Source organism: Microbacterium sp. Y832, assembly GCF_057669765.1.
Genome location: NZ_JBYHFM010000001.1, coordinates 400,125 through 426,652 on the forward strand (window position 1 = coordinate 400,125; position 26,528 = coordinate 426,652).

Here is a 26,528-nt window from a genome sequence, read left to right on the forward strand (position 1 = left end):
TCAGAAGAAGCGGAAACGCTCGGGGCCGAGATCCCACGGATCGCGGTCGAGGTACTCGGCCGCCGCGCGGAACACCGCGCTCTCGATCATCATGCGGCGGTGCAGTTCATCGTCGCGGTGCAGGTGGCTGAGCCGCTCGATCGGCAGCCGGAAGAGAATGATCCGCTTGTCGGCACCCAGCACGAGCCATCGCGGGATCCCGTCGGCATCGGATGCCGCGGGCATGTCAGCGATCTCGAAGCTGACCTCGCGCAGCTCGGGCCAGGCCGACCGCAGAAACTCCGCCGCCGTTCCGACCGCGAGGTCGAAGCGCTCGACGCGTGTGTCGAGCGGGGGAAGCGGCGGCCGAACGACGGCGCTGCGTCCGAGGCGCCCGTGCCGGCCGTGACGTGCCGGACGACGGGCAGGCTTCGACACACTCGAGGAACGACGCCATGCCATGCGCCCCATCCTATGGCGGCCGTGCGGGGGTGGGCTTATCGTCATCCCGCCGCGGGCGGCGGTTCATGTGCCTCACTCTGCTGCCGGGCCGCTGGTTCGGCAGCGTTCTGTGACAACTGAACGACGGATGCCGTGGCGAGGGCGGTCCTCCCGAGGTTCACATGTCTCACTTTGCGCCCCGAGGCGTGCATCGTCGACGTTCTGCGACACATGAACGTCGTGTGACGCCTGCACGGGGAGATGGACGTCGGGGAGCCCGGGCCTCGCGGCGCGGCGCGGCATCCGGAATCGGCGTCGGGGCGCGACTAGTGTCGGAGCGATGCGCGAGAGACTCTGCTCCAAGGTGGGATGCGCCCGCGAGGCTGTGTCGACCCTGACGTACGACTACAACGACCAGATGGCGGCGGTCGGTCCGCTCGGGGCGTCGGGTGACCCGCACGCGCACGATCTCTGTGCGATCCACACCGATCGGCTGTCGGTGCCGAAGGGCTGGGTCGTCGTGCGGCACGAGACGCTCCGCGGCTGATCCGCAGCGGATGCCCCCACTCGCGGGATCAGCGGACGGGGAAGCCGCGCGGGACCACGGGGGCGCCGGAGGCGAGGGCCGCGACGCGCTGATCCTCGAGCACGAGCGCCCGCAGTTCACGGTCACGCCGGAGTGCGGCGACGCCGCACACGAACGACTCGGGGTCCACGGGCGGCACGGGTGAGACGTAGGCCGCCGCCTCGGACGCGAGGGATGCAGCCAGGCGTGCCCGCGCCGGAGGCTCGATCTCGGGAGCCTGTCGCGCGAATTGCGCGATGCGCCGCGCGAGCCGGTCGGGCAGGCGGGCGACGTCGGCGACGGCTCCCCACTCGGCGAGGGCGGGCGGGAGGCCCGGCGCGGGGGCGGGGAGGCGCGGCGTGCGGGTGCGCTCGGAATAGGTGCCGGCGAGCAGGTCGCCGAGGCGCTGCGACCGCGGCGTGAACGCGCCCACGATCGCGGCGAGCCCTCCGAAGGTGAACCACAGCTCGAGCACGCCGACGAGCGCGCGGATGAATGCCTGACGGAACCCTGTCGCGCCGCCGTCGGTGCGCACGATCCGCCCACCGACGGCGAGCTTGCCGAGGCTGCGTCCGCGCGTGAACGTCTCGACGGCCGTCGGGATCACGACCAGCACGAGGACGACCATCGCGATCGTCACCATCTGTGCTGCCGAGTCGCCGAAGAGGTCGATCCCGAACAGGAACGTCGCGACGAGGAAGAACGTGAGCAGCAGTACGAGCCCCACGACGATGTCGATGAGCGCGCCGAGCGCGCGCAGAAAGAACCCGACGGGCTGCACGTCGAGGGCGACGGCCTCGCCCGTGAGCACTTCGTCCTGGTGGATCGTCGTCATCCGGGAGTCGGGCGCGACGGTCGGAGGCATGCGTACAGTTAACCGCATGGACCTCGACGCCCTCACAGCCGCACGCCGGCAGGAATGGGAGCGTCTCGACGAGCTGAGCCGGGCCCGTCGGCTGAGCGGTGCGCAGGCCGATGAACTCGTCGCGCGCTATCAGGCCGCATCCGCCGATCTGGCCGATCTGAAGACCTCGGCGGGCCGCACACCGCAGGGCGATCTCGTCTCGACGATCCTCTCGCGTGCCCGGCTTGCGCTGACGGGCACGCCCGAGAACGTGCTGAAGCAGATCCCACGGTTCTTCGCGCTGCAGCTTCCGGCGGCGCTCTACCGCGTGCGCTGGACGACCCTCGTCATCGCGCTCGGCTTCATCGCGATCGGCACCCTCGTGGCGTTCTGGGTCTCGTCCGACCCCGCCCTCATCGCGACCCTCGGGCCTCAGCTGCAGCTCGAGGAGTATGCCGAGAACGACTTCACCGCCTACTACAGCGAGAACCCCGCGGCGGTGTTCGCGGGCACCGTCTGGACCAACAACGCGTGGATCGCGGCGCAATGCGTCATGTTCGGCATCACGGGGATCTGGCCGCTCATGGTGCTCGTGCAGAACGCGATCGGCGTCGGCACGGCGGCCGCGATCATGCTGGCGTTCGACCGCGGCGATGTCTTCCTGCTGTACATCCTTCCGCACGGCCTCCTCGAGCTGACGTGCATCTTCGTCGCCGGGGCCGCAGGGCTGCACATCTTCTGGGCCTGGGTGGCGCCCGGGCGGCAGTCCCGTGGCGCCGCGCTCGCCGCGGCGGGGCGCTCGCTCGCGACGATCGCGATCGGGCTCGTCCTCGCGCTCGCCGTGGCGGGTCTCATCGAGGGCTTCGTGACGGCGCAGCCGTGGCCCTGGCCGCTCAAGATCGGCATCGGCGCGCTCGCGCTCGCGGCCTTCGTGTTCTACATGGTCGTCGTCGGCGGTCGCGCCGCCCGCCGAGGTGAGTCGGGCGATCTCACCGAGTATGAAACGGGCACGCCGACCCTCGTCGCGGGATGATGCCTTACTTTGAATAACTCAAAATAAAGCGCTAGGATTGGGGGCATGAGTGCACCCGCGGCTGACATCGATGAGATGGATGCCGCCGCGCTCATCCGCACCGTCGGCTTGCGCGTCACCGAGCCCCGCCGTGCCGTGGTCGAGGCGCTTCGTGACCACCCGCACGCCAGCGCCGAGGCGGTCTTCCAGGTCGTCGCGAACACGGTGCCGCAGACGAGCCTGCAATCCGTCTACAACGCCCTCGCCGACTTCGCCGAAGCCGGCCTCGTGCGCCGCATCGAGCCCGCGGGCAGACCCGGCCTGTTCGAGCTACGTGTCGGCGACAACCATCACCACCTCGTCTGCACGACGTGCGGCGGTGTGCGCGATGTCGACTGCGCGATCGGCGAGGCCCCGTGCCTGACGCCATCGGATACGCACGGCTTCGCCCTGCACACGGCCGAGGTGACGTACTGGGGCGTGTGTCCCGACTGTGCGGCCGCTGCATCCGCCCCCACCTCTTGACTCACCCCGACATGAAAAACGAGGAAGGAAAACATGAGCGACATCGATGACACGATGCCCGGTATCGGCGAGAACCCGACCGACATCGACCAGGCCGTCACCCCGATCGACACGCCCGTCGACGAGCGCGAGGACGGCGAGACCCGCCCGCGCCCGAACGAGGACGCGAACGGATGCCCCGTCATCCACGGCGACAGCCAGCCGCACCCCGCGACGGGGTCGGCGAACCGCGTGTGGTGGCCGAACCAGCTGAACATCAAGATCCTCGCGAAGAACCCGCCCGCGCGGAACCCGCTCGACGAGGACTTCGACTACAAGGAGGCGTTCGAGAGCCTCGACCTGGCCCAGGTGAAGGCCGACATCGAGAAGACGCTCACGACGAGCCAGGACTGGTGGCCCGCCGACTTCGGTCACTACGGCCCGCTCATCGTCCGCATGGCGTGGCACGCCGCCGGCACCTACCGTGTCACCGACGGTCGCGGCGGCGCCGGCACCGGACAGCAGCGCTTCGCGCCGCTGAACAGCTGGCCCGACAACGTCAACCTCGACAAGGCCCGCCGTCTCCTCTGGCCCGTCAAGAAGAAGTACGGCCAGAGCCTCTCATGGGGCGACCTGATGATCCTCGCGGGCAACGTCGCGCTCGAGTCGATGGGATTCAACACCTTCGGCTTCGCCGGTGGACGTCCCGACGTGTGGGAGCCGGACGACGACGTGTACTGGGGCCCCGAAACGACGTGGCTCGGCGACGAGCGCTACACGGGCGACCGTGACCTCGAGCGTCCGCTGGCCGCCGTGCAGATGGGTCTCATCTACGTCAACCCCGAGGGCCCCAACGGCAACCCCGACCCGCTCGCGTCGGCACGCGACATCCGCGAGACCTTCGGCCGGATGGCTATGAACGACGAAGAGACCGTCGCGCTCATCGCGGGTGGTCACACCTTCGGCAAGACCCACGGCGCGGCGCCCGACACGAACCTCGAGGAGAACCCCGAGGCTGCGGGCCTGGAGCGCCAGGGTCTCGGCTGGAAGAACAACTTCGGCACCGGCAAGGGCGACGACACCATCACGTCGGGCCTCGAGGTGACGTGGACGTACCACCCCACGCGCTGGGACAACGAGTTCTTCCACATCCTCTACGCGTACGAGTGGGAGCTCATGCGCAGCCCCGGCGGAGGCCACCAGTGGCGCCCCATCAACGGCGCCGGCGCGGACATGGTGCCCATGGCGCACTCGTCGGCACGTCGTGAGCCCCGCATGCTCACGAGCGACATCGCCCTGCGCACCGACCCCGAGTACGACAAGATCTCGCGCCGCTTCAAGGACGACCCCGTCGCTTTCGGCGACGCGTTCGCCCGTGCGTGGTTCAAGCTCACGCACCGTGACATGGGCCCCGTCGCGCGTTACCTCGGCCCCGAGGTGCCCACCGAAGAGCTCATCTGGCAGGACCCCGTGCCCGCCGTCGACCACGAGCTGATCGACGACGCCGACGCGGCCGCGCTGAAGGCTCAGATCCTCGAGTCGGGTCTCACGGTCACCGAGCTCGTCTCGACGACGTGGGCTGCGGCATCCACCTTCCGTGGCAGCGACAAGCGCGGCGGCGTCAACGGCGCTCGCATCCGCCTCGCGCCGCAGAAGGACTGGGTCGTCAACAAGCCGTCGCAGCTGAAGCGCGTGCTCGATGTGCTCGAGGGCATCCAGTCCTCGTTCAACGACGGTCGCACCGACGGCAAGCGGGTCTCGCTCGCCGACCTCATCGTGCTCGCGGGCAACGCGGGTGTCGAGAAGGCCGCGAAGGATGCCGGTGTCGACGCCACGGTGCCGTTCCACGCCGGGCGCACCGACGCCACGCAGGAGCAGACCGACGTCGAGTCGTTCCGCTTCCTCGAGCCGGCAGCCGATGGCTTCCGCAACTACCAGGCCACGACCGCGATGAGCATGCCGGCCGAGTACCTGCTGCTCGACAAGGCGAACCTGCTCACGCTCACGGCTCCCGAGATGACAGTGCTCGTCGGCGGTCTCCGCGTGCTCGGCGCCAACTGGGACGAGTCGGAGTACGGCGTGTTCACCGACCGTGTCGGTGTGCTCACGAACGACTTCTTCGTGAACCTGCTCGACCTCGGCACGACGTGGAAGCCGCTTGACCCCGGCTCGCACGCGTTCGAGGGACGCCGCGACGGTTCGGACGAGGTCTTCGGCCGCGGCACGCGCGTCGACCTGCTGTTCGGCTCGAACTCCGAGCTGCGCGCCCTCGCCGAGGTGTACGCCTCGGATGACGCGCACGAGAAGTTCGTCCGCGACTTCGTCGAGGCGTGGGGCAAGGTCACCGAGCTCGACCGGTTCGACCTGAGCTGACGCACATACGCGAAGCGGCCCGTCCCGATGTTCTCGGTGCGGGCCGCTTCGTCGTTGCGCGGGTCAGCGTCCGCGGCGCTTGGGCCCGCTCGCGTCGGGCACGCGTGCCTCGGACTGCAGCGCGGGCAGCTTGACCGGCTCGAAGAGCGCCCGGTGCAGCCAGCCCGCGAGGAGTCCGCCGATGAGCGGGAACACGATGAACACCCACAGCTGGGCGAGCGCGTCGATGCCGCCGTAGATGGCGGTCGCGATCGAGCGCGCCGGGTTCACCGAGGTGTTGTCGATGGGGATCGAGATGAGGTGGATGGCGGTGAGCGTGAGGCCGATCGACAGCCCCGCGACGTTGCCGCCGCCCCGCTTGGTGTGCGTGATGCCGAGGATCACCATGACGAAGATCGCCGTGAGGATGACCTCGGCGATGATCGCCGCACCGAGCCCGAACCCGCCCGGTGAGAACGCCCCGTAGCCGTTGCTCGCGAATCCGCTGTCCTGGCGGGCGGCGAGCCAGTCCGCTGGGCCGAACAGCCCGATGAGGACGATGAGCGTCGTGCCCACGGCGCCGCCGACGAGCTGAGCGATGATGTAGCCGGGCGCGTCCTTCCACGCGAAGCGACCCGCGGCGGCAAGACCGACCGTGACGGCGGGGTTGAAGTGCCCGCCCGAGATGTTGCCCCACGCGTAGATGCCCGCCATGAGGGTCAGGCCGAAGGCCAGGGCGACGCCCACGAAGCCGACGCCGAGCGAGGTGCCGTTGGCTCCCGTGCCGAAGTCGGCCGCGAACAGCGCCGTGCCGATCGAACCGAAGACGAGCAGGAACGTGCCGAGCGCCTCGGCGACAAGTTTGTTGGCCGTTGTGAGTGGTGTGACAAGAGCGTCCGACATGACGGCCTCCTTTCCTCGATCCGGAGCGTAGACCCTGCACAGTGATTTCTCAGCCCCCGGCGCGCTCATGTGGCCGAGCCGATGCATCCGTCTCATGTGGCTCGGTGCCGTTCGTTTGCCTCAGATTGTCTGGGAACCGGCGACCGGGAGCAGGTTGCGGCACATGGGCACATGAACGCGTGGCCGTTCCAGCTCGTTTGCCTCAGTGTGTCCGGGAACCGGCCGAAGTGAGCAGAGTGCGGCACAGGAAGCCACCTCAGCGGCGCCCAGGTGTCAGAGGCGCCCCGCGGCCTTGAGGGCGAGATACCGATCGGCGACGCGGGGCGGAAGGGCCTCGGGGGTGTCGGTGATCGCTTCGGCCCCGGCACGGGCCATCGCACTCGCGACGCGCGCGGTCTCGCGCGCCGCGCGCTCGGCGGCGGCTTCGCGGTAGACGTCGGCGGCGTCGGGCCGCGCGACGGGTTCGGGCCGCTCGTCGGCGACCGTGCCCACCAGCACATGCGCGCGCTGCGCGAGCGCGGGCAGCGCGCCGAGAAACCCGCGCGACGCGTCGACGGCGTCCTGAGCGGTCAGCACGACCACGAGCGCGGGGCGCGACGTCATGGCACGCACCTGGGCGAAGGCGGCATCCCAATCGGTCTCGATGAGCTGCGGCTCGACGGGCGCCATCGCATCGACGAGCGCGGGCAACAGCCCCGGGCCGTCGACACGCGTCACGCGTGCCCGGATCGTGCGGTCGAACATGACCAGGTGCACGTGGTCGCCCGCGCGATTCGCGAGCGCGGCCAGCAGCAGCGCCGCCTCCATCGCGGCGTCGAGCCGTACGCCGTCGCCGACGCGGGCGGCGGCCGTGCGACCCGTGTCGATCACGATGACGACGTGTCGATCGCGCTCGGGCCGCCACGTGCGGATCATCGTCGTCGACGAGCGCGCCGTCGCCCGCCAGTCGATCGAGCGCACGTCGTCGCCGGGCACGTATTCGCGCAGGCTGTCGAACTCGGTGCCCTGGCCACGCACCTGCACGCTCGTCGACCCGTCGAGCTCGCGCAGCCGCGCGAGTCGCGACGGAAGGTGTCGGCGCGACGTGAACGGCGGCAGAACGCGGATGCTGCCGGGCTCATCCAGACGCCCCTGACGGCCCGCGAGGCGCAGCGGCCCGTCGGAGCGCACGACGACGAACGACGAACGCAGCTCGCCTCGGCGCCGCGGACGGAGCGGGATCCTCAGCGTACGGCTCTCTCCCGGAGGGATCGAGATGGCCGAGCGCTCCAGCGGGGCCCCCGCGGTCGGCTGCCACGCGTCGCGCACACGACCCCGGATGCCGCGCCTCCCGGTGTTGCGCAGGCGCAGCGTCGTCGCGACCTGCTCGCCCAGCAGCGTGCGCCCCGGGGCGGAGCGTTCGACGGTGAGAGCGCGCGGATTCGGTGCGGCTGCGGCATCCGCGATCGCCAGGATGACGCACAGTGCCAGCCACCCTGCCGCCGCGATCCACGCATCGACGCCGCCGAGGGCCAGCACGATGACGGGGATGACGCCCAGTGCGACGAGGAGCGGGAGACGGCCGGTGAGATACATGTCTAGATGGGAACCCGGGTCTGCTGCATCACCGATGCGAGCACGGCGTCGACCGAGACGCCCTCGAGCTCGGCGTCGGGGCGCAACCGGATCCGGTGACGCCACGTCGGCACGAGCATCGTCTGCACGTGGTCGGGCGTGATGGCGGGGTAGCCGCCGAGCCATGCCCATGCCTTCGCAGCGGCGAGCAGTGCCGTCGACGCACGGGGGCTCACGCCCAGCTGCACCGACGGGCTCTGCCGGGTCGCGCGCGCGAGATCCACGACGTATCCGAGCACATCGTCGGACACGGTGACGGCTGCCGCGGCCTCGCGTGCAGCGCGCAGCTGGTCGGCCGTCGCCGCCGTCTGCACTCCCGCAGCGGCGAGGTCGCGGGGGTTGAAGCCCTCGGCGTGGCGGCGCAGGACATCGAGCTCGGCGTCGCGGCCGGGAACATCGACGAGCAGCTTGAGCAGGAACCTGTCGAGCTGCGCCTCGGGCAGCGTGTAGGTGCCCTCGTGCTCGACGGGGTTCTGCGTCGCGGCGACGAGGAACGGGTCGGGTAGGCGGCGGCTCACACCGTCCGTGGACACCTGGCGCTCTTCCATCGCCTCGAGGAGCGCAGACTGCGTCTTGGGCGGTGTGCGGTTGATCTCGTCGGCGAGCAGCACGTTCGTGAAGACCGGACCCTCCCGGAACTCGAACTCGCCCGACTTCGCGTCGTAGACGAGTGAGCCCGAGACGTCGCCGGGCATGAGGTCGGGGGTGAACTGGATGCGCTTCGTGTCGAGACCGAGCGCCGTCGAGAAGGCCCGCACGAGCAGCGTCTTCGCGACACCGGGCACGCCCTCCAGCAACACATGGCCGCCCGCCAGCAGGGCGATCAGCAGGCCCGTCACGGTGCCGTCCTGGCCGACGACGGCCTTGCCGACTTCGAGGCGCACGCGGTTCATCGTCTCGCGCAGCGCCGCGTCCTCGTGCGGTGCGGGCGTCGAACTCGTCTCGGTCATGGCAGGTTCCTTTCCGGTCGGACGGCCGCATGCACGGCGTCTTCGAAGTCACGCAGACGGCCGCGCAGAAGCAGCAGGTCGCTGTCGGTGCGCGGGACGTCGTCGATGAGCAGGGCCCGCGCCTCACCGCGGGGCATTCCGATGCGCGTCGCGGCGGCGTCGGCGATCTCGGGTGCGGATGCCGACGGGCCGAGCGCGAGCGCGCGGCCGATCCGCCCCAGCGCGCCGATGCGAAGCTGGTCTGCCGCGTGTCCGGCATCGCCGGCGCGGGCGTACAGTCGGCCGCGCCCGTCGGTCGTCTCGGACGCGCGGACGGTGACGGGGAGGCGCTCGGCGACGAGCGGACCGAAGCGGCGCCCGCGCCAGATCCCGGCGGCGATGCCGGCGGCGAGGAGCACGACGATGGCCGGGCTCACCCACGGGGGAGTGAGGTCGCCCAGCGTCTGGTCGCTGGCGGCGAGATCGGTGTCGGTGAGGCCCGGCACGTACCAGACGACGAGCGGATGCCGCCCCATGAGGTTGAGCGCGAGGGCGGCGTTTCCGTCGTCGGCGAGGTACTCGTTCGTGAACAGCATCTCGCCGTCGACGGCCGAGATGCGGCGCTCGCCGTCGGCTTTCACGAGCAGCCCCTGACCTTCGCCGGCCGGGTAGCACGCCGTCGTGTCGGCACCGGAGGTGAAGACGCGGCCCGGTGCGACGGGCCCGGCACGCTCGGCGTCGGGGAGGTCGCACGCCGGCGCGACGGCGTCGTCGGCCGCGAAGCCCGCCGTCGAGGAGCCTTCGAGGAAGAGCCGCAGCTCGCGCGAGCGCGGTTCGACCAGCACGAGGTCAGTCGCGGCGTCGCCGAGCGTCTGGACGGCCTCGTCCGAGAGCGCAGGAGCCGCGGGCAGCACGAGGGTCGCATCGCCCGTCGCCAGAGCTGAGGCCGCTTCGGTGCGGTCACGGGACACGACGACCTCGACGCCCTGGTCCTGCAGCAGCTGAACGACGGCCCGCGTGCCGAGCATGCCGGCGGACTCGGGGTCGAGTGCGCCGCGCTCGGACCATTCGCCCAGCTGCACGATCCCGCCGCCGGTGCCGCCGACGACGAGGAGGACGACGCCGAAGCCGATCCATGCGCCCCACCGGCGCCGGCGCGTGCCCTCGCGCACCTCGACCGACGTCACGCGCCGGCTCCGACGGTGGCGGATGCGGGCGCGCGGGCGGTGCGGAGCGCTTCATCGACGTCGGCCACCCGGGCGTACAGGTCGGGCGTGCCGGGGCGGCGCAGGTATCGCACGTCGTCGAACGCCGTGGCCGCTGCCTCGAGCGGCCCGGCCGAGGCCGGGAAGACCGCCGACGCGGCGCGGGCGAAAGCGTGCACGGTGGCGCCGGGCGGGGTCTCGACGAGGCCGCGCTCGTGCAGTCCGCGCGCGAGCGCGCGCATGCGCAGCACGGTCGCGGGATCCCATTCCTGCTTCGACGCGTGGGATGCGGCGGCGCTGCGCAGATCAGCGGCCGAGCGGTCGTCGGTGTCGCCGAACAGCACGCCTCGGGCGGCGGGCAGTCGTCGCGTCGAGCGCGGCATGCCCCACACGAGGAAGGCGACGACGATGAGGAGGACGATGATCACGGTCACGATCACCGCGAGCACGAGACCCCACTCGCCGCTCACCGGGGTGGAGAAGAGGCGCTCGAGGAACTGGGCGACGGCGCGGGCAGCACGGTCGAAGAAGGTGGGCTCTGCTTCGAGGTACGCGGGATCGGCGAGTTCGCGCTCGGCCCACTCGCGGGCCTCGTCCCCGTCGGGAATGAGGGGAAGGTCGGCGAGCCGGGTCAGCGTGGCAGCGAGCGTCACGGGGCCTCTCGGCCCGCCTCGGACGAGGGCGAACCGGGGGCGGACCACTGCGTCGGGGCCGGTGCGGGGGGTGCGGCGTAGGGCGGCTGGCCCGCAGCGGGGAACGGCGGCGCGGCATACCCCGGCTGGTCCGGGTAGCCCTGCGGCGGGCCGTAGCCCTGCTGCTCGGGGTAGCCCTGCGGCGCGCCGTAGACGGGCTGTGACCCATACGCCGGGTATGCGGGAGCGAGGTACGGCGACGGCATGTCGCGGCCGATGTGGGCGGTATAGGGGTCGGGCAGGCCGGCGGCGCCGGCATCACGCCTCTCGACGTACTCCTGAAGGTCGAGGTCGAGGCCTTCGCGGCGCATGCGGCAGTCGACGTAGATGAGCGCTGTCGCGGTGGACTGCACGACGAGCGCGATCGACTGGACGAGCAGAGCAACGGCGTACGTCAGCACGAACGTGATGATCATGCTGATGACGTAGGTCGCCTCGTTCTCTCCGGTGGGTGAGATGACGACGCCGATCCCCGCGGACAGGAAGGAGAACGGCAGGCTCACGACCTGGCCGACGACACCGAAGATGGCGCTGATGAGCACGATGATGCCCAGCGCAGGCCAGAAGCGCCCGCGCGTCAGAGACCAGGAGCGTCGCACGGCGCTGCGGATCGTGGCGCGCTCCATCAGGATGACCGCCGGCACGAGCAGCAGCTTGATCATGAGCCACCAGTACAGTGGAACCGCACCGAGGACGAGCAGGATGCCGAGCACGATCGCGACGGGCCACGCGACGAACCCGACCGCGATGACGACACCGGCCAGAACGGCGACGGCGAGCAGGGCGGCGGTTCCGATGATGAGCGACCACCCGATGACGCGCCACACGACGGGCTTCACGTGGCGCCAGAGCGCACCGAGCGTGCGCTTCTCGGCGACGACGGCGTGACTGACCTCGACCACGACGACCGCCTGCACGATGACGGTCAGTGCGGTCGCGGCCAGTCCGAGCACGAAGCTCGCGACGACGGTGAGCGCGATCGACCCGGCCATGATCGCCTCGAACTCCTCGCTTCCGGGGCGCACGGTGTCCAGGCGCGAGAACGACGCGAACGAGATGAGACCGATCACGACGAGGATCAGGAGGAACGCGGCGGTCTGCACGACGAGGGCGAAGCCCAGCAGCACGCGGGGGTTCTGACGCAGCGCGACGAAGGATCGACCCAGGATGGTGCCGAAGCCGAGCGGATGCAGCGGAACGATGCCCGGGCGGGATGCGGGCGTCCAGGCCGGGTAGGCGGTCACGGCTGGTCCTCCTGAGGGCTCGGCGGGCCGGGGTTGATCCATCGTGTCACACCCCGCCGTGACGCTCCGCGTCTGCACGGCCGGTGTCGACTACTCTGTGGGGATGCATGGGTGCTCCCCGATCAGCGCCCCGCGGACGCAAAGGACGAGTGGGTCATGACTTCACGCATCCTGGTGGTCGATGACGACACCGCCTTGGCGGAGATGATCGGCATCGTGCTGCGCACCGAGGGGTTCGAGACCGTCTTCTGCGCGGACGGCGCGAAGGCCGTCGACACGTGGCGCGACGAGCGCCCCGATCTCATCCTTCTCGACCTCATGCTCCCGGGAATGGACGGGATCGAGATCTGCACGCGCGTGCGGGCCGAGTCCGGCATCCCGATCATCATGCTCACGGCACGGACCGACACCGCCGACGTCGTCAAGGGACTCGAGTCCGGCGCCGACGACTACATCGTCAAGCCCTTCAACCCCAAAGAACTCGTCGCACGGATCCGCACGCGGCTGCGCCCCGTCGCGCAGACCGAGAGCGACGTGCTGCGCATCGGCGACCTCACGGTCGATGTCGCCGCGCATGAAGTGCGTCGCGGCGAAGACCTCATCGCCCTCACGCCTCTCGAGTTCGAACTGCTCGTCGCGCTCGCCGCCAAGCCGCAGCAGGTGTTCTCGCGAGAGATGCTCCTCGAGCAGGTGTGGGGCTATCACTACAAGGCGGACACGCGCCTTGTGAACGTGCACGTGCAGCGCCTGCGCGCGAAGGTCGAGAAGGACCCCGACAACCCGAAGATCGTCACGACAGTGCGCGGCGTCGGCTATCGCGCCGGAGCACTGGCCTGAGGCGCCCATGAGTTCGGTGGACACCGGCGGGTTCGTCCACGTCCCTGTGCTGGACTGGCGCAATTGGCGTGCGTGGCCCGACAACCTCGCACGGCTCTGGCGGCGGTCTCTGCGGTTCCGCACGGTGCTCGTGACTCTCGCCCTCACGGCGCTCGCGGTTCTCGTGGCGTGCGTGTGGATGGCGATCTCGGTGCAGCGCGACCTGTTCGACTCGCGCCGGGAGCAGATCCTCACCGACGCGCTGCGCGCGACGACCGCCGCGCAGGAGACCCTCGACTCCGCCGTCCTCGGCGACGCGGCGCAACTGCAGAATCTGCTCTCGACGACGGGCACCGACCTCATGGCACAGGCCGCGAGCGACGGCATCCGGATCGTGCGGATCGACACGGCCCCCTCCCAGATCGCGCCACAGGACCTCGCCGTCGGCACGTCGTTCGAGCAGACCATCACCCCCGAGCTCGCCGAGCAGGTCGAGGCGGACTCCGGTCAGCAGTGGTGGCAGTCGGTCGCCCTGCCTCAGAGCGGCGGATCGGCCGTGCCCGGCATCGTCGTCGGGCAGCAGGTGTCGATCCCCGTCGCCGACATCGGCCCCTACGCCGTGTATCTCGCGTACGATCTCGGCCCCTCGTCGCAGACGCTCGGGTTCGTGCAGGCGACCCTGTGGGGCGTCGGCGTTGCGCTCGTGCTGATCATCGGCGGCATCGCCTGGTTCGTGCTGCGCTCGGTCACGACGCCCATCGGCGAAGCCGCGGAGACCAGCGCCAAGCTCGCCGCCGGACGCCTCGATGTGCGCCTGCCCGTGCGCGGCGAAGACGAGCTCGCGACGCTCGGGCGGTCGTTCAACGCGATGGCCGACAGCATCGAGTCACAGATCAAGGAGCTCGCCGACCTGTCGCTCGTGCAGCAGCGCTTCGTCTCCGACGTCTCACACGAGCTGCGTACTCCGCTCACCACGATCCGCCTCGCCGCCGACATGATCAACGATCATCGCGACGAGTTCGATCCGGGCACCGCCCGCGCCGCCGAGCTGCTCAACGCTCAGGTGCAGCGCTTCGAGCTACTGCTGATCGACCTGCTCGAGATCAGCCGCTACGACGCCGGCTCGGTGCAGCTCGAGCTCGAGCCGACGAGCCTCGCGCACCTCGCCGAAGACGTCATCGGCTCGATGGAGCAGCTCGCCGAACAGCACGGCAGCGACGTGCGCCTGGTCGCCCCGGGTGGATACACGCTGGTCGACATGGATCCGCGGCGCATCCGGCGTATCGTGCGCAACCTGCTCGGCAACGCGATCGAGCACGGCGAGGGCCGACCCATCGTCGTCACGGTCGACAGCGACGGGGGAGCGGTCGCGCTGAGCGTGCGCGACTACGGTCTGGGGATGAGCCCCGAGTCGGTCGAGCACGTGTTCGACCGGTTCTGGCGTGCTGACCCGTCGCGCAAGCGCACGATCGGCGGCACGGGCCTCGGACTGTCGATCGCGCTCGGCGACGCGCGATTGCACGGCGGTGAGCTGGAGGTGTGGTCCGAACTCGGCAAGGGCACGAACTTCGTGCTCACCCTGCCTCGGCAGAAGGGGCGCCTGACGGCGCCCTCGCCGCTTCCGGTCGAGCCGGTCGACGACGGCGGCACCGCCCTCGATGACCTCGGCCTCACGCAGCCGATCGAGGTGCTGCGCGATACGGCGGGCACGGATGCCGCAGACACAGGGGGCAGACGATGAAACGCCGCCGCATGCTCGTCGCCGCGATCGCGGTGCTCGCCGTCGCCCTCTCGGCGTGCGCGGGCCTGCCCACCGGCGGCAGTGTCAATCAAGGGCTCGCGGGCGGGGGCAGCGTCGACCCGCCCGACATCTCGCTCATCCCCGACAGGCCGCAGTCGGGAGCGACCCCCGATCAGATCGTCGACGGATTCCTGCGCGCAGGGTCGGGGGTCGCCGATGACTGGGCTCGCGCGCAGGAGTTCCTTGCGCCGCAGTTCCGCGGCGAGTGGGATCCCAACGCGGGTGTCACGATCGACGTGCTCGGCGCGCGCGAGACCCGCCTGCTCGATGACGACACCGTGACGGTGCTCGTCTCGCAGGTCGCGCGCGTCGACGAGAAGGGCTCGTACGAGCGCGTCGAAGAGGGTCCGACGACGCTGACGTTCGAGCTGGTCCAGCAGGATGACGGTGAATGGCGCATCGCCGAAGCACCCGACGGCATCGTGCTCGACCGGTCGCTGTTCACCTCGATCTTCAGCAACTACTCCCTCGCCTACTTCGACACGACGTGGACCTACCTCGTGCCCGATGTGCGCTGGTTCCCCCGGTCCCGGGTGGCCTCCCGGATCGTGGCGGCACTGGTCAACCGCCCGCAGAGCGATTGGCTCGCGGCATCCGTCAGAACAGCCTTCCCCGAGGGGGTTTCGGCTGTGCCGTCGGTCACCGTCGCGGCGGGCGGTGTCGCGACGGTCGGGCTCACAGAAGAGGCGCTCGCGCTCGATCAGGAGACGCGCGACCGCATGCAGACGCAGCTCAAAGAGAGCCTGCGGACGGCGAACATCACGCAGGTCGAGATGGTCGTCGGCACGACGGCGCTGAGTGCCGAGCCGGTGCCGGTGCGCCGCACGGCCGTCTCCGGTCCTCCCCTCGTCAAGACCGACGCGGGCTTCGGGTTCCTCTCGGGCGACGAACTGCTGCCGATCCCGGGACTGTCGACGACCGTCGCCGAGCTCGACGCGACCGCGGTGCAGGTGACGGGGGACCGCGACCTCGCGGCTGTGCAGCGCGCCGACGGCTCGATCTGGCGTGTGCCGGCGTCGGGTGCGCCGAGCCTCGTCGATGACCGCCCACAGCTCGTGGCGCCGTCCGTCGACCCCTTCGGGATCATCTGGAGCGTCCCCCGGGGCGCCCCGCAGGCCATGCGTGCGCAGCTGCCTGACGGCAGTGCCATCACCGTCGCCGAAGCATGGCCCGAGACGACCCAGATCGCCGCGATGGCCGTGTCGCGCGACGGCGCGCGGATCGCGGGGCTGGTGACCGCCGGCGGACGCACCGCCGTGTGGGTGTCGGGCATCCTGCGCGGCGACGGCGGCGTGCCCACGAGCCTCGGCGCACCGGTCGTGCTCGCGATCGCCCCCGATGAGGGTCGCGCGCTGTCGTGGCTCGATGAGACGACGCTCGGTGTGCTCATCGACGGTGGCGAGAGCGCCTCGGTGCTGACCCAGCTCGTCGGCGGGCCCGGTGCCACGACTTCCGCTCCCGCTGAGGCGGTCTCGATCGCAACGGGCGCGACGCTCGCCTCGACGCGGCTGCGCGGTCTCGACGGCTTCCTCTACACGCGCAGGGGTCCGAACTGGCAGGAGAGCGGCGCGGGTGTGCTCGTGCTCGCGACGCAGCAGGGTATGCCCGAGTAGCAGCTCCTCCCCAGGTGCAGGCCGTACCGGTCTACGCCCGCACGGCCCGCGTGCGACGGTTCGGGCGACGGGATGCTGCGAGGCTCACCGTCGTGCATCCCTCATCGCCCGTGCGGCGCGCGCTCGCCGACGCCCTCACTCTCCTGCTGCCGGTCGACTGCGCAGGATGCGGCGTGCCTGACGTCGCGCTGTGCGACGCGTGCCTCGCTCAGCTCGCTCCCGCCGTCGAGCGGCGGGTGATCTCGGACGCGATGCGAGGCACGGGGGCTGCGGGGCTGCCGGTCTGGAGCGGGCTGCCGTTCGACGGTGTCTCCGCGCGAGTGCTGCGCGCGCTCAAAGAGGAGGGGCGCACGGGGCTCGCACGGTCGCTTGCACCCGCGCTTCGCGCGGCGGCGGGGGCCGTCTCGGGCGCCGGAGTCCTCGTCGTACCGGTGCCGACCTCGCGCGCCTCCTTCCGTCGCCGCGGCTACCACGTCGTCGAGCTCGTGGCCCGCCGGGCGGGCCTGCGGGTCGATCGCCGTCTGCGGCTCGTGCGGCAGCCGGCCGATCAGCGCGGACTCGATGAGCAGGCGCGGCGTCGCAACGTCGCGGGGAGCCTCGTCGCCCGGCCGGCGGTATCCGCTCGCATCGTCCTCCTCGACGACGTCGTCACGACGGGGGCGACGCTCGCCGAGGCTGCTCGGGCGCTTCGCGAGGCCGGCGCAGATGTGATCGGCGCCGTCACGATCGCCGCAACCCCACGGCGTTCGCTGACAGGGGAAACCGCATGGGTGACACGGCAGGGCTCGCGCCGATAGCGTGGACAGGACAAGGCGACTGATGGTCCGCCCTTGACCGGGCGGACCGGAACAAGGAGGTCAAGGATGGAAACCAACATCGCCGGCGTGGGAGTCAGCATCTCGGATCGCTTCCGCAGCGTGGTCGACGAAAAGGCCGTCCGCATAGAGAACCTCGCTCCCAAAGCGCAGCGACTCGACGTCAAGGTCACGCATCACACGTATCACAACGGGCGCGTCGAAGACGAGACCGTTGAGCTCACCGTGATCGGCAAGGGCCCGGTCGTACGTGCAGAGGCTGTCGACGGCGACAAGTTCGCGGCACTCGATTTGGCGGTCGACAAGCTCACCGAACAGCTGCGGCGTGCGAAGGACAAGCGGATCGACGCGCGTAAGCACCCGCGCGGCGCGAAGCTCGACAAGGAGACCGGATCGCTGCAGGGCGTGGACATTCAGCCGGCCTCGGTCGAAGTGCTGCGCGCTGTCGCCACGGGTGAGGTTCCTGTCGTCCCGCAGGAGGACGACGAGGAGTACACGCCCGTCGTCATCCGCACGAAGGAGTTCGCTCCGGAGTGGATGACCGTCGAGGATGCCGTCGATCGCATGGAACTCGTCGGGCACGACTTCTTCCTGTTCATCAACGCGAGCACCGATCACCCGAGCGTCGTCTACCGCCGCAAGGGCTGGGACTACGGTGTCATCTCGCTGACGACGATGGCCGCTCCCGAGGCCGTCGCCTCGTAGCCGCTCACCGATTCACACGGATGCCGCGGGCCGAGGCTCGCGGCATCCGTCTGTGTTCTGCCGGTTGCCGGCGCGGCCGGAGCGTCGTCAGTCGAACATGCCGTCGAGCAGGCTGCCGATCACGAGACCGCCCAGGATGCCGCCCATGACGCCGTTCCCGCCCTCGCCGCCGCGGCGACCGCCACCCCAGTTGCCGCCCCATTGGTCCTGCTGGGGGCGGGACGCGTCGATGTCGCGCTGCGCGAGCTGCAGAGCCTCGCCGGCGAGGAACGCCACGCGACGCGCCATCGCCATCGCCTGCTCGCGATGGTCCTCGTCGATCGTCGTGACGATGGACGCCGAGGCGCCCAGGTAGCGGTCGAGGTCGAGGCGCACCCGCTCCGCCTCGGCGAGACGCGTGCGGGCATCGGCGCCGATCCAGCCGCGGTGCCCGGCGATGACGTCGCGCGCGACGGCGAGCTGCCGGTCGGAGTCGTCGATGCTGTGGCGCACGTGCTCGAGCGGCGGGATAGGTCGTGCGGCACGCTCGCGCGCCGCGGCGATCGCCGCATCGAGCCCTTCGTTCGCCGTACGCAGGCGGGTGAGCAGAGCGAACGGGTCGGTGTTGACTCCCGCGCCGGGGAGCGAGTTCAGTGCCTTCTGGAGCTCGGCGATCGCGGCGGAGACGCCGGGGGAGCGCGGCTCCTTCAGCGCGACGACGATGTCCTCGCGGGAATCCTCGATGATCGCGGCGAGCGTCGACTCGGCGCGCAGCGCTTCGACCTCGAATGTCTCGACGGCGTCGAGCAGCGTCGCTGCGCGACGCACCGACTCGGTCGAGGCCTCCAGCGCGAGATTCGCCTGTTCCCGCTGCTCCGCTTCGCGGCGCCGTTCGGCGACGCCGGCGCTGTGCTCGGCGAACCCGAGCAGCTGATCGGCCTCTGCGGGGTTCGAGGCGACCTGTGCGAGAGCCTCGGGGGCGTAGCGCATGGCGAGCCGAGCAACGGTCTCGCGGGCGCCGGGAATCCGCGTGCGCAGGTGTGCGGCATCCGACCTCACCTTTGCGACGATCTCGGGAGCGCGGCGCGCGCGCGCGATGCGCTGGGCGAGGGACTCGGTGCGGTCATCGAGCAGGTCCTCCGCCCACTCGCACAGCTGAATGATGCGCGCGTTGCGGGTGCGCAGCTCTTCGGGGGTGTCGGGGATCTCGTCGTGATTGAGCTGGTGTAGGTGGAAGGCCTCACCGAGGTGCTCCTTCACAGCGGCGAGCGCCTCGCGCAGCTCCTTCGTCGAGTCCGGGCCGAGCTCGGCCTCGGCGAACGCCAGTTCGTCGTTCGTGACGCGGATCCGCTCGTCGGCGGCCACGAGCGCCGTGCGCGCCTTGCGGGCGAGGTCGGCGTCCTGGGCCTGCAGTTCTTCGTTGACGCGCTTGCGTTTGCCCCAGAATCCAGCCATGACATCGATCCTACGGGCGGTCGCCGAACGTCGGCCCCGCGGTGGGGTCGTATGAGCGTCCGCCGAGGGCGAACCGCGACGACGGATCGTCGCGGTTCGGCTCAGACGTCGTCAGCGGTCTTGTGGCGAGGCTTGCGGGCGGGGCGATCGTCGGACGCGTCTTCACCGGATCCGCGGTCGTCTCGATGCGAGCCCTCGCGGGGACGGTCATCCCGGCGTCCGCGGTCGTCACGGTCGTCACGGCGGCGCGCGGGGCCACCCGTGTCGGGGCGCAGCTCGATCAGCCGGCCCGAAATGCGGGTGTCGGCCAAGCGCGACAGCGTGTCACGGGGCAGATCAGCCGGAAGCTCGACGAGCGAGAAGTCCGGGCGGATCTGAATCGCGCCGAAGTCGTCTCGGCGCAGCCCGCCCTCGTTGGCGAGGGCGCCGACGATCTGCCGAGGCTCGACGCGGTGACGCTTGCCGACGGCGATGCGGTACGTCGCCATGCCGTCGCGCGAGCGGCGCGGTCCGCGGTCGCTGCGCTCGGGGCGGTCGGACCGTTCGCGGTCGTCGCGGCTGCGGGCGGGCCTGTCGGGCTCGGCCTCGAGCAGCAGGGGCACCTCGCCCTGCGCGACGACGGCCAGTGCGGCGGCCACATCGACCTCGGGCACATCGTGGTGGCGCACGTAGTGGGCGACGATGTCGCGGAACCGCTCGATCCGTTCGGTTTCCGCGAGCGCGGCGGTGATGCTGTCGTCGAACCGCGAGAGCCGTGTGACGTTGACCTCGTCGACGCTCGGCAGCTGCATCTCGGTGAGATCCTGGCGCGTGGCCCGCTCGATCGCGCGGACCAGCCCACGCTCGCGCGGGGTGACGAAGCTGATGGCGACGCCCGAGCGTCCGGCGCGGCCCGTGCGGCCGATGCGGTGCACGTACGACTCGGTGTCGGTCGGGATGTCGAAGTTCACCACGTGCGAGATGCGCTCGACGTCGAGGCCTCGAGCGGCCACGTCGGTCGCGACGAGGATGTCGAGCTTGCCCGACTTCAGCTGGTTGACGGTGCGCTCGCGCTGCACCTGGGCCACGTCGCCGTTGATCGCGGCGGCGGAGTACCCGCGCGCGCGCAGTTTCTCGGCGATCTCCTCGGTGACGCTCTTGGTGCGGCCGAAGACGATCATGCCGTCGAAGTTCTCGACCTCGAGGATGCGCGTGAGCGCATCCATCTTCTGCGCGAACGAGACGATGAGGTAGCGCTGCGTCGTGTTGGACGACGTCGTCGTCTTGGACTTGACGGTGATCTCTTCGGGATCGTTCAGGTACTGCTGCGAGATCCGACGGATCGCGGCGGGCATGGTCGCCGAGAAGAGAGCGACCTGCTTCGTGTCCGGGGTGTCGGCGAGGATCGTCTCGACATCTTCGGCGAAGCCCATCTTGAGCATCTCGTCGGCTTCATCGAGCACGAGGAAGCGCAGCTCGGACAGGTCGAGCGTGCCCTTTTCGAGGTGGTCCATGATGCGACCGGGGGTACCGACGACGATGTGCACGCCGCGGCGCAGCGCAGAAAGCTGCACGCCGTAGCCCTGCCCGCCGTAGACCGGCAGCACGTGGACGCCCTTCAGATGCGACGCATACTTCTCGAACGCCTCGCACACCTGCAGCGCGAGCTCGCGGGTCGGGGCGAGCACGAGTGCCTGCGGCGTCTTCTGAGTGAGATCGAGCCGGTCGACGATCGGCAGGGCGAACGCTGCGGTCTTTCCGGTTCCGGTCTGTGCGAGTCCGACGACATCGCGGCCGGCGAGCAGGGTGGGAATCGTCGCTGCCTGAATCGCCGACGGCGTTTCATATCCGACATCGCGCAGAGCCTTGAGGGCGGGCTCGCCCAGTCCGAGGTCGGCGAAAGTCATCGGCGCGGGCTCGACAGGAGCCTCGGCGTGGAGTTGGTCTTGATCTTTTGGCACAGTTCAGGGTACCGGGGTCGGGCTGTGAAGCGTCCAGGTGCCGCGCCCGGCCCCGCGAATGCGTCGGGCCGGCTCTACCTCACAGCTAACGCCACCTCGTCGCGCACCGCGAGCGGGCGCCCGCGCTTGGGTCGCTCGGTCGACAGTGCCAGCTCCAGGGAGTGCTCGGGGTGCGTCGCCAGTCGCTGCTCGACGTGCTCGAGCCACCGGATCTCAGCCTCGGCGGCGAAGATCATCGAGTCCACCACGAGCGCCCAGGCGAGCTCTTCGGGTCCGTCAGCGTTCGGCCCCGCGTATGTCGCCTGCGTGAGGGCGTCCAGTTGGGCGAGTGACGAGCGTCGCTGCGCGTGGATGACCGCGGCGACATCGACGCCGGGCAGGGTCGCGGCGACCGCGAGCTTGATCGCGAGCTCGTCGCGCGTGCCCCGGCCACGTTCCACGGGCGAGTCGAGCCAGTTGCGCGCGGCCGCCGCGCCGGCATCCGTGATCTGCCAGTAGACGTGCCCGTGCTCGTCCACGTCGCCCTTTGCGACCAGGCCGTCACGCTCGAGGCGGTCGAGCGTGTTGTAGATCTGACCGACGTTGAGCGGCCAGGTCGAGCCCGTGCGCCGGTCGAACTCTGCCCGCAGCTGATAGCCGTAGCACGGCCCCTGATCGAGGATCGCGAGCAGACTCTGCCGTACGGACATGATGACTCCTTGCATCAGAATCGCAGCGCGTCAATACCTGCGCGCCGCGACGAGCGGGCATGAAACCGGTGTGAACGCCCGGGGTGGATGCATACCCTGTATGTAGTTTCTGAGAATACATATTCCGGATGCTCCGGAGCGGCGACACGCACACAGCCCACGCAAAGATCACAGCCCAGTAACATGGGCAGGTATGCCCGGGCGCAGTGCGCGCCCGCCCGGCACTGGTGCCGACCGGTGCCCGACCCGACAGATGGAGATGCCCCGTGGCCAACCCTCTCGAGAAACTGCTCCGCGCCGGCGAAGGGCGAATCCTTCGTCGACTTCAGCAGGTTGTGAAGGCCGTCAACGCCCTCGAAGAGGACTACGAGCACCTCAGTGACGAGGAGCTGCGCAGCGAGACGACCGAACTGCGCGCGCGGTACGAAGCGGGCGAGTCGCTCGACCAGCTCATGCCCGAGGCCTTCGCCGCCGTGCGCGAGGCGGGCAAGCGCACCCTCGGCCAGCGCGCCTACGACGTGCAGATCATGGGCGGCGCGGCGCTTCATCTCGGCAACATCGCCGAGATGAAGACGGGTGAGGGCAAGACGCTCACGGGTGCGTTCCCCGTCTACCTGAATGCGATCGCCGGCAAGGGCGTGCACGTCATCACGGTCAACGACTACCTCGCGTCGTACCAGGCCGAGCTCATGGGCCGCATCTACCGCGCCCTGGGCATGACGACAGGAACGATCGTCGCCGGCCAGAACCCCGAGGTTCGGCGCGAGCAGTACAACGCCGACATCACGTACGGCACCAACAACGAGTTCGGGTTCGACTACCTGCGCGACAACATGGCGTGGCGCAAGGAAGACCTCGTGCAGCGCGGTCATTTCTTCGCGATCGTCGACGAGGTCGACTCGATCCTCATCGACGAGGCGCGTACGCCGCTCATCATCTCGGGCCCCTCTTCGGGTGAGGCCAACCGCTGGTTCCTCGAGTTCGCGAAGATTGCCAAGACCCTTGAGCCCGGCGTCGACTACGAGGTCGATGAGAAGAAGCGCACGATCGGTGTGCTCGAACCCGGCATCGAGAAGATCGAGGACTACCTCGGCATCGAGAACCTGTACGAGTCGGCGAACACCCCGCTCATCTCGTTCTTGAACAACTCGATCAAGGCCCTCGCGCTGTTCAAGCGCGACACCGACTACGTCGTCATCAACGACGAGGTCATGATCGTCGATGAGCACACGGGCCGCATCCTCGCCGGCCGACGCTACAACGAAGGCATCCACCAGGCGATCGAGGCGAAGGAGAACGTGCCGGTCAAGGCCGAGAACCAGACCCTCGCCACCGTCACGCTGCAGAACTACTTCCGCCTGTACGACAAGCTCGCCGGCATGACGGGTACCGCCGAGACCGAAGCGGCCGAGTTCATGTCGACCTACAAGCTCGGCGTCGTCCCCATCCCGACGAACAAGCCCATGATCCGCAAGGACCAGTCCGACCTCGTCTACAAGAACGAGCAGATCAAGTTCGCCCAGGTCGTCGAAGACATCGCCGAGCGCCACGCGAAGGGCCAGCCGGTGCTCGTCGGCACCGTCAGCGTCGAGAAGAGCGAGTATCTGTCGCGGCTGCTCGCCAAGAAGGGCATCAAGCACGAGGTGCTCAACGCCAAGAACCACGCACGTGAGGCCGAGATCGTCGCCCGCGCGGGGCGCCTGGGCGCCGTCACGGTCGCGACCAACATGGCCGGGCGTGGAACGGACATCATGCTCGGTGGAAACGCCGAGTTCCTCGCTGTGCAGGAGATGAAGGCCAAGGGCCTCGACCCCGTCGAGACGCCCGAAGAGTACGAAGCCGAGTGGGATGCCGTCTACGAGGCGACCCGTGACGTCGTCGCCGTCGAGGCGACGAAGGTCGCCGAGGCGGGCGGGCTCTATGTGCTCGGCACCGAGCGGCACGAATCGCGCCGCATCGACAACCAGCTGCGCGGTCGTTCTGGCCGCCAGGGTGACCCCGGCGAGAGCCGCTTCTACCTGTCGCTCACCGACGATCTCATGCGGCTGTTCCAGTCGGGTGCGGCCGAGGCGATCCTGTCGCGGACGAACTTCCCCGATGACGTCGCGATCGAGTCCAACATGGTCAGCCGTGCCATCAAGAGCGCACAGAGCCAGGTCGAGGCGCGCAACGCCGAGATCCGCAAGAACGTCCTCAAGTACGACGACGTGCTCAACCGCCAGCGCGAGGCGATCTACACCGACCGCCGCCAGATCCTGCACGGCGACGACATCGCCGACCGCATCACGCACTTCATCGAAGATGCGATCGACGAGGTCATCAAGGAGCACACCGGCTCGGGTCACAACGAGAGCTGGGACTTCGATGCGCTGTGGACCGAGCTCAAGACGCTGTACCCCGTGAGCGTGACGATCGACGAGGTCGTCGCCGAAGGTGCCGGCCGCAAGGGTGGGATCACCGCCGAGGGCCTCAAGCGGGAGATCCTCTCGGACGCCATGATCGCGTACCGCAAGCGCGAGGAGTCGCTCGGTGAGCCCGCGATGCGCGAACTCGAGCGTCGCGTCGTTCTGCAGGTGCTCGACCGCCGCTGGCGCGACCACCTCTACGAGATGGACTACCTCAAGGACGGCATCGGCCTGCGTGCCATGGCCCAGCGCGACCCGCTCATCGAGTACCAGCGCGAGGGCTTCGAGATGTTCCAGACGATGATGGGACAGATCAAGGAGGAGTCCGTCGGCTACCTCTACAACCTCGAGGTCGAGGTGCGTTCGCAGGGTGACGAGGTCACCGGGGTCGAGGCCAAGGGCCTGGGCGAGGCATCGGTCGACGCGCAGCGCCTGCAGTACTCGGCGGCGAACGACGCCGGCGAGGTCGAGGTGCGCAACGAGCGCGGTCAGGTGCAGCGCGCCGCGACCGAGAAGCTGCGCCAGACGGCAGCCGCCGCCGGTCCCGGCCAGCCTGCGCCGGCCCAGCCCGCGGGCCCCCGCGGCGCCTTCGGGCAGCGCACGGAAGCCGAGGCTGCTCCCGGCCCGGCTCCGCAGAACCGCGCCGACCGTCGGGCGAACAAGAAGAAGTAGCCCGCGTCTTTCCGTGACGCGGTCATGAGGAGGTCGGGGTGGGCGGGGCCGCAGAATCGGGCGCTAGTCTGAATCGATGAGTCTGCGCCCCCTCGACCAGTCCCGCAAGCTGAAAGACGTCCTGTACGAGATCCGCGGGCAGGCGCTCGTCGAGGCCGACCGGCTCGAGGCCGAGGGGCACGCGATCCTCAAGCTCAACACCGGCAACCCCGCCGTGTTCGGGTTCGAGGCGCCGTTTCAGATCGTGCGCGACATGATCGACTCGATCCCCGAGGCGCACGGCTACAGCGACAGCAAGGGCATCATGTCCGCGCGGCGGGCGGTGGTGTACCGCTACGAGCAGGACCCGACGTTCCCGCCGTTCGGGCCCGAGGACGTCTACCTCGGCAACGGTGTGTCCGAGCTCATCACGATGGTCATGCAGGCGCTGCTCGACGAGGGCGATGAGGTACTCATCCCCGCCCCGGACTATCCGCTGTGGACCGCGATGACGAGCCTCGGCGGTGGAACACCCGTGCACTACCTCGCCGACGAGCAGAACGGCTGGCAGCCTGATCTCGACGACATCCGGGCGAAGGTCACACCACGCACGAAGGCGATCGTCGTCATCAACCCGAACAACCCGACGGGTGCCGTGTACTCGCGTGAAGTGCTCGAGGGGATCGCGCAGATCGCGCGGGAGCACTCGCTGCTGGTGCTCTCGGACGAGATCTATGACCGCATCCTGTTCGACGATGCCCTGCACATCCCGATGGCCTCGGTCGCGCCCGACCTGCTCGTGCTCACCTTCAACGGCCTGTCCAAGACGTACCGCGTCGCCGGGTACCGGTCGGGCTGGCTCGTCGTCACCGGCCCGAAGGACCACGCCCATGGGTTCATCGAGGGCGTGACGCTGCTCGCCTCTACGCGGCTGTGCCCGAACGTTCCCGCGCAGCACGCCGTGCAGGCCGCTCTGTCGGGTGTGCAGTCGATCGACGCGATGCTCGCGCCCTCTGGGCGTCTGCACGAGCAGCGGGATACCGCGTGGCAGGGTCTCGAGGCGATTCCGGGCGTCTCGTGCGTCAAGCCTCGCGGGGCCCTGTATGCGTTCCCCCGGTTGGATCCCGAGGTGCACGAGATCCATGACGACGGCAAGCTCGTCTACGACTTCCTCGTCGCCGAGCATGTGCTGCTCGTCCAGGGGACGGGCTTCAACTGGGCCTCGCCCGACCACTTGCGGATCGTCACGCTGCCCGAGGCCCGGGTTCTCGCCGAGGCCATCGAACGCCTCGGCAACTTCCTCTCGTCGTACCGCCAGTAGCACCTTCCGCGGCTCTCATCCGTCCACGGCGTGACGCCGGCCCGGATCACGCGC

At 69.8% G+C, this 26,528-nt stretch carries 22 protein-coding genes; 11 read left to right on the plus strand and 11 right to left on the minus strand.

Features of this window, described 5'->3' with window-relative positions:
* Complete coding sequence (locus tag AC25YV_RS01570) at positions 1–441, minus strand: metallopeptidase family protein (RefSeq protein WP_488122067.1); 441 nt, start codon at positions 439–441, stop codon at positions 1–3.
* A gap of 319 nt (positions 442–760) precedes the next feature.
* Between AC25YV_RS01570 and AC25YV_RS01575 the strand changes: the two genes are divergently transcribed.
* Positions 761–967, plus strand: a complete 207-nt coding sequence (locus AC25YV_RS01575; RefSeq protein WP_488122068.1) for a DUF3499 family protein — start codon at positions 761–763, stop codon at positions 965–967.
* Positions 968–995: 28 nt separating this feature from the next.
* On the opposite strand, the gene AC25YV_RS01580 is transcribed toward AC25YV_RS01575, so the two are convergent.
* Complete coding sequence (locus AC25YV_RS01580) at positions 996–1,850, minus strand: RDD family protein (RefSeq protein ID WP_488122069.1); 855 nt, start codon at positions 1,848–1,850, stop codon at positions 996–998.
* A gap of 16 nt (positions 1,851–1,866) precedes the next feature.
* Between AC25YV_RS01580 and AC25YV_RS01585 the strand changes: the two genes are divergently transcribed.
* Genes AC25YV_RS01585 through katG form a run of 3 tightly spaced genes read left to right on the plus strand, consistent with a single transcriptional unit; the run spans position 1,867 to position 5,718 of the window.
* Positions 1,867–2,862 carry a stage II sporulation protein M gene (locus tag AC25YV_RS01585; protein WP_488122070.1) on the plus strand — a complete coding sequence of 332 codons (996 nt, stop codon included), beginning with the start codon at positions 1,867–1,869 and terminating at the stop codon, positions 2,860–2,862.
* 45 nt (positions 2,863–2,907) lie between these two features.
* Positions 2,908–3,366 carry a Fur family transcriptional regulator gene (locus tag AC25YV_RS01590; RefSeq protein ID WP_488122071.1) on the plus strand — a complete coding sequence of 153 codons (459 nt, stop codon included), beginning with the start codon at positions 2,908–2,910 and terminating at the stop codon, positions 3,364–3,366.
* Between the two features lie 33 nt (positions 3,367–3,399).
* Positions 3,400–5,718: a catalase/peroxidase HPI gene (gene katG, locus AC25YV_RS01595; RefSeq protein ID WP_488122072.1), complete on the plus strand. Its 2,319-nt coding sequence runs from the start codon at positions 3,400–3,402 to the stop codon at positions 5,716–5,718.
* Between the two features lie 63 nt (positions 5,719–5,781).
* Here the strand turns inward: katG and AC25YV_RS01600 are convergent, their stop codons facing one another.
* From AC25YV_RS01600 to AC25YV_RS01625, 6 genes are all read right to left on the minus strand, one after another.
* Positions 5,782–6,600 (minus strand): aquaporin, encoded by an 819-nt coding sequence (locus tag AC25YV_RS01600; RefSeq protein ID WP_488122073.1) that lies wholly within the window; start codon positions 6,598–6,600, stop codon positions 5,782–5,784.
* 273 nt (positions 6,601–6,873) lie between these two features.
* Positions 6,874–8,175: a DUF58 domain-containing protein gene (locus AC25YV_RS01605; RefSeq protein ID WP_488122074.1), complete on the minus strand. Its 1,302-nt coding sequence runs from the start codon at positions 8,173–8,175 to the stop codon at positions 6,874–6,876.
* A 2-nt stretch (positions 8,176–8,177) separates the two neighbouring features.
* Complete coding sequence (locus tag AC25YV_RS01610; RefSeq protein WP_488122075.1) at positions 8,178–9,164, minus strand: AAA family ATPase; 987 nt, start codon at positions 9,162–9,164, stop codon at positions 8,178–8,180.
* The gene (locus AC25YV_RS01615; RefSeq protein ID WP_488122076.1) at positions 9,161–10,330 is read right to left on the minus strand and encodes a DUF4350 domain-containing protein; all 1,170 of its coding nucleotides are present in this window, start codon (positions 10,328–10,330) and stop codon (positions 9,161–9,163) included. The genes AC25YV_RS01610 and AC25YV_RS01615 overlap by 4 nt, the downstream gene beginning before the upstream one ends.
* Positions 10,327–11,001 carry a DUF4129 domain-containing protein gene (locus tag AC25YV_RS01620; protein WP_488122077.1) on the minus strand — a complete coding sequence of 225 codons (675 nt, stop codon included), beginning with the start codon at positions 10,999–11,001 and terminating at the stop codon, positions 10,327–10,329. The genes AC25YV_RS01615 and AC25YV_RS01620 overlap by 4 nt, the downstream gene beginning before the upstream one ends.
* Positions 10,998–12,284 (minus strand): glycerophosphoryl diester phosphodiesterase membrane domain-containing protein, encoded by a 1,287-nt coding sequence (locus tag AC25YV_RS01625; RefSeq protein WP_488122078.1) that lies wholly within the window; start codon positions 12,282–12,284, stop codon positions 10,998–11,000. Before AC25YV_RS01625 ends, AC25YV_RS01620 begins: the two co-directional genes overlap by 4 nt.
* Positions 12,285–12,440: 156 nt before the next feature.
* On the opposite strand from AC25YV_RS01625, the gene mtrA reads away from it, so the two are divergent.
* From mtrA to hpf, 5 genes are all read left to right on the plus strand, one after another.
* Complete coding sequence (gene mtrA / locus AC25YV_RS01630) at positions 12,441–13,121, plus strand: MtrAB system response regulator MtrA (protein ID WP_488122079.1); 681 nt, start codon at positions 12,441–12,443, stop codon at positions 13,119–13,121.
* A 7-nt stretch (positions 13,122–13,128) separates the two neighbouring features.
* Positions 13,129–14,841 carry an MtrAB system histidine kinase MtrB gene (gene mtrB / locus AC25YV_RS01635; protein ID WP_488122080.1) on the plus strand — a complete coding sequence of 571 codons (1,713 nt, stop codon included), beginning with the start codon at positions 13,129–13,131 and terminating at the stop codon, positions 14,839–14,841.
* A complete protein-coding gene (locus tag AC25YV_RS01640; RefSeq protein ID WP_488122081.1) occupies positions 14,838–16,514 on the plus strand; it encodes an LpqB family beta-propeller domain-containing protein in 1,677 nt (558 codons plus the stop codon). The genes mtrB and AC25YV_RS01640 overlap by 4 nt, the downstream gene beginning before the upstream one ends.
* A 14-nt stretch (positions 16,515–16,528) precedes the next feature.
* Positions 16,529–17,311 carry a ComF family protein gene (locus AC25YV_RS01645; RefSeq protein ID WP_488122082.1) on the plus strand — a complete coding sequence of 261 codons (783 nt, stop codon included), beginning with the start codon at positions 16,529–16,531 and terminating at the stop codon, positions 17,309–17,311.
* A gap of 66 nt (positions 17,312–17,377) precedes the next feature.
* Complete coding sequence (gene hpf, locus AC25YV_RS01650) at positions 17,378–18,034, plus strand: ribosome hibernation-promoting factor, HPF/YfiA family (protein WP_488122083.1); 657 nt, start codon at positions 17,378–17,380, stop codon at positions 18,032–18,034.
* Between the two features lie 87 nt (positions 18,035–18,121).
* Here the strand turns inward: hpf and AC25YV_RS01655 are convergent, their stop codons facing one another.
* The 3 genes from AC25YV_RS01655 to AC25YV_RS01665 all read right to left on the minus strand — a co-directional run bounded on the left by AC25YV_RS01655 (position 18,122) and on the right by AC25YV_RS01665 (position 22,097).
* Positions 18,122–19,468 (minus strand): hypothetical protein, encoded by a 1,347-nt coding sequence (locus AC25YV_RS01655; RefSeq protein ID WP_488122084.1) that lies wholly within the window; start codon positions 19,466–19,468, stop codon positions 18,122–18,124.
* Between the two features lie 101 nt (positions 19,469–19,569).
* Positions 19,570–21,354, minus strand: a complete 1,785-nt coding sequence (locus AC25YV_RS01660) for a DEAD/DEAH box helicase (protein WP_488122085.1) — start codon at positions 21,352–21,354, stop codon at positions 19,570–19,572.
* 128 nt (positions 21,355–21,482) lie between these two features.
* Positions 21,483–22,097, minus strand: a complete 615-nt coding sequence (locus AC25YV_RS01665; protein ID WP_488122086.1) for a PadR family transcriptional regulator — start codon at positions 22,095–22,097, stop codon at positions 21,483–21,485.
* 266 nt (positions 22,098–22,363) lie between these two features.
* On the opposite strand from AC25YV_RS01665, the gene secA reads away from it, so the two are divergent.
* Together secA and AC25YV_RS01675 are read left to right on the plus strand one after the other, a co-directional pair.
* A complete protein-coding gene (gene secA, locus AC25YV_RS01670) occupies positions 22,364–25,174 on the plus strand; it encodes a preprotein translocase subunit SecA (RefSeq protein WP_488122087.1) in 2,811 nt (936 codons plus the stop codon).
* Between the two features lie 76 nt (positions 25,175–25,250).
* Positions 25,251–26,474 carry a pyridoxal phosphate-dependent aminotransferase gene (locus AC25YV_RS01675; RefSeq protein ID WP_488122088.1) on the plus strand — a complete coding sequence of 408 codons (1,224 nt, stop codon included), beginning with the start codon at positions 25,251–25,253 and terminating at the stop codon, positions 26,472–26,474.
* Positions 26,475–26,528: the final 54 nt, after the last annotated feature.

What these genes read in the sequence shown, in the direction of transcription:
- AC25YV_RS01570 (WP_488122067.1), bottom strand. Translation starts at nt 441, where the DNA reads ATGGCATGGCGTCGTTCCTCGAGTGTGTCGAAGCCTGCCCGTCGTCCG.
- AC25YV_RS01575 (WP_488122068.1), top strand. Translation starts at nt 761, where the DNA reads ATGCGCGAGAGACTCTGCTCCAAGGTGGGATGCGCCCGCGAGGCTGTG.
- AC25YV_RS01580 (WP_488122069.1), bottom strand. Translation starts at nt 1,850, where the DNA reads ATGCCTCCGACCGTCGCGCCCGACTCCCGGATGACGACGATCCACCAG.
- AC25YV_RS01585 (WP_488122070.1), top strand. Translation starts at nt 1,867, where the DNA reads ATGGACCTCGACGCCCTCACAGCCGCACGCCGGCAGGAATGGGAGCGT.
- AC25YV_RS01590 (WP_488122071.1), top strand. Translation starts at nt 2,908, where the DNA reads ATGAGTGCACCCGCGGCTGACATCGATGAGATGGATGCCGCCGCGCTC.
- katG (WP_488122072.1), top strand. Translation starts at nt 3,400, where the DNA reads ATGAGCGACATCGATGACACGATGCCCGGTATCGGCGAGAACCCGACC.
- AC25YV_RS01600 (WP_488122073.1), bottom strand. Translation starts at nt 6,600, where the DNA reads ATGTCGGACGCTCTTGTCACACCACTCACAACGGCCAACAAACTTGTC.
- AC25YV_RS01605 (WP_488122074.1), bottom strand. Translation starts at nt 8,175, where the DNA reads ATGTATCTCACCGGCCGTCTCCCGCTCCTCGTCGCACTGGGCGTCATC.
- AC25YV_RS01610 (WP_488122075.1), bottom strand. Translation starts at nt 9,164, where the DNA reads ATGACCGAGACGAGTTCGACGCCCGCACCGCACGAGGACGCGGCGCTG.
- mtrA (WP_488122079.1), top strand. Translation starts at nt 12,441, where the DNA reads ATGACTTCACGCATCCTGGTGGTCGATGACGACACCGCCTTGGCGGAG.
- mtrB (WP_488122080.1), top strand. Translation starts at nt 13,129, where the DNA reads ATGAGTTCGGTGGACACCGGCGGGTTCGTCCACGTCCCTGTGCTGGAC.
- AC25YV_RS01640 (WP_488122081.1), top strand. Translation starts at nt 14,838, where the DNA reads ATGAAACGCCGCCGCATGCTCGTCGCCGCGATCGCGGTGCTCGCCGTC.
- hpf (WP_488122083.1), top strand. Translation starts at nt 17,378, where the DNA reads ATGGAAACCAACATCGCCGGCGTGGGAGTCAGCATCTCGGATCGCTTC.
- AC25YV_RS01655 (WP_488122084.1), bottom strand. Translation starts at nt 19,468, where the DNA reads ATGGCTGGATTCTGGGGCAAACGCAAGCGCGTCAACGAAGAACTGCAG.
- AC25YV_RS01660 (WP_488122085.1), bottom strand. Translation starts at nt 21,354, where the DNA reads ATGACTTTCGCCGACCTCGGACTGGGCGAGCCCGCCCTCAAGGCTCTG.
- AC25YV_RS01665 (WP_488122086.1), bottom strand. Translation starts at nt 22,097, where the DNA reads ATGTCCGTACGGCAGAGTCTGCTCGCGATCCTCGATCAGGGGCCGTGC.
- AC25YV_RS01675 (WP_488122088.1), top strand. Translation starts at nt 25,251, where the DNA reads ATGAGTCTGCGCCCCCTCGACCAGTCCCGCAAGCTGAAAGACGTCCTG.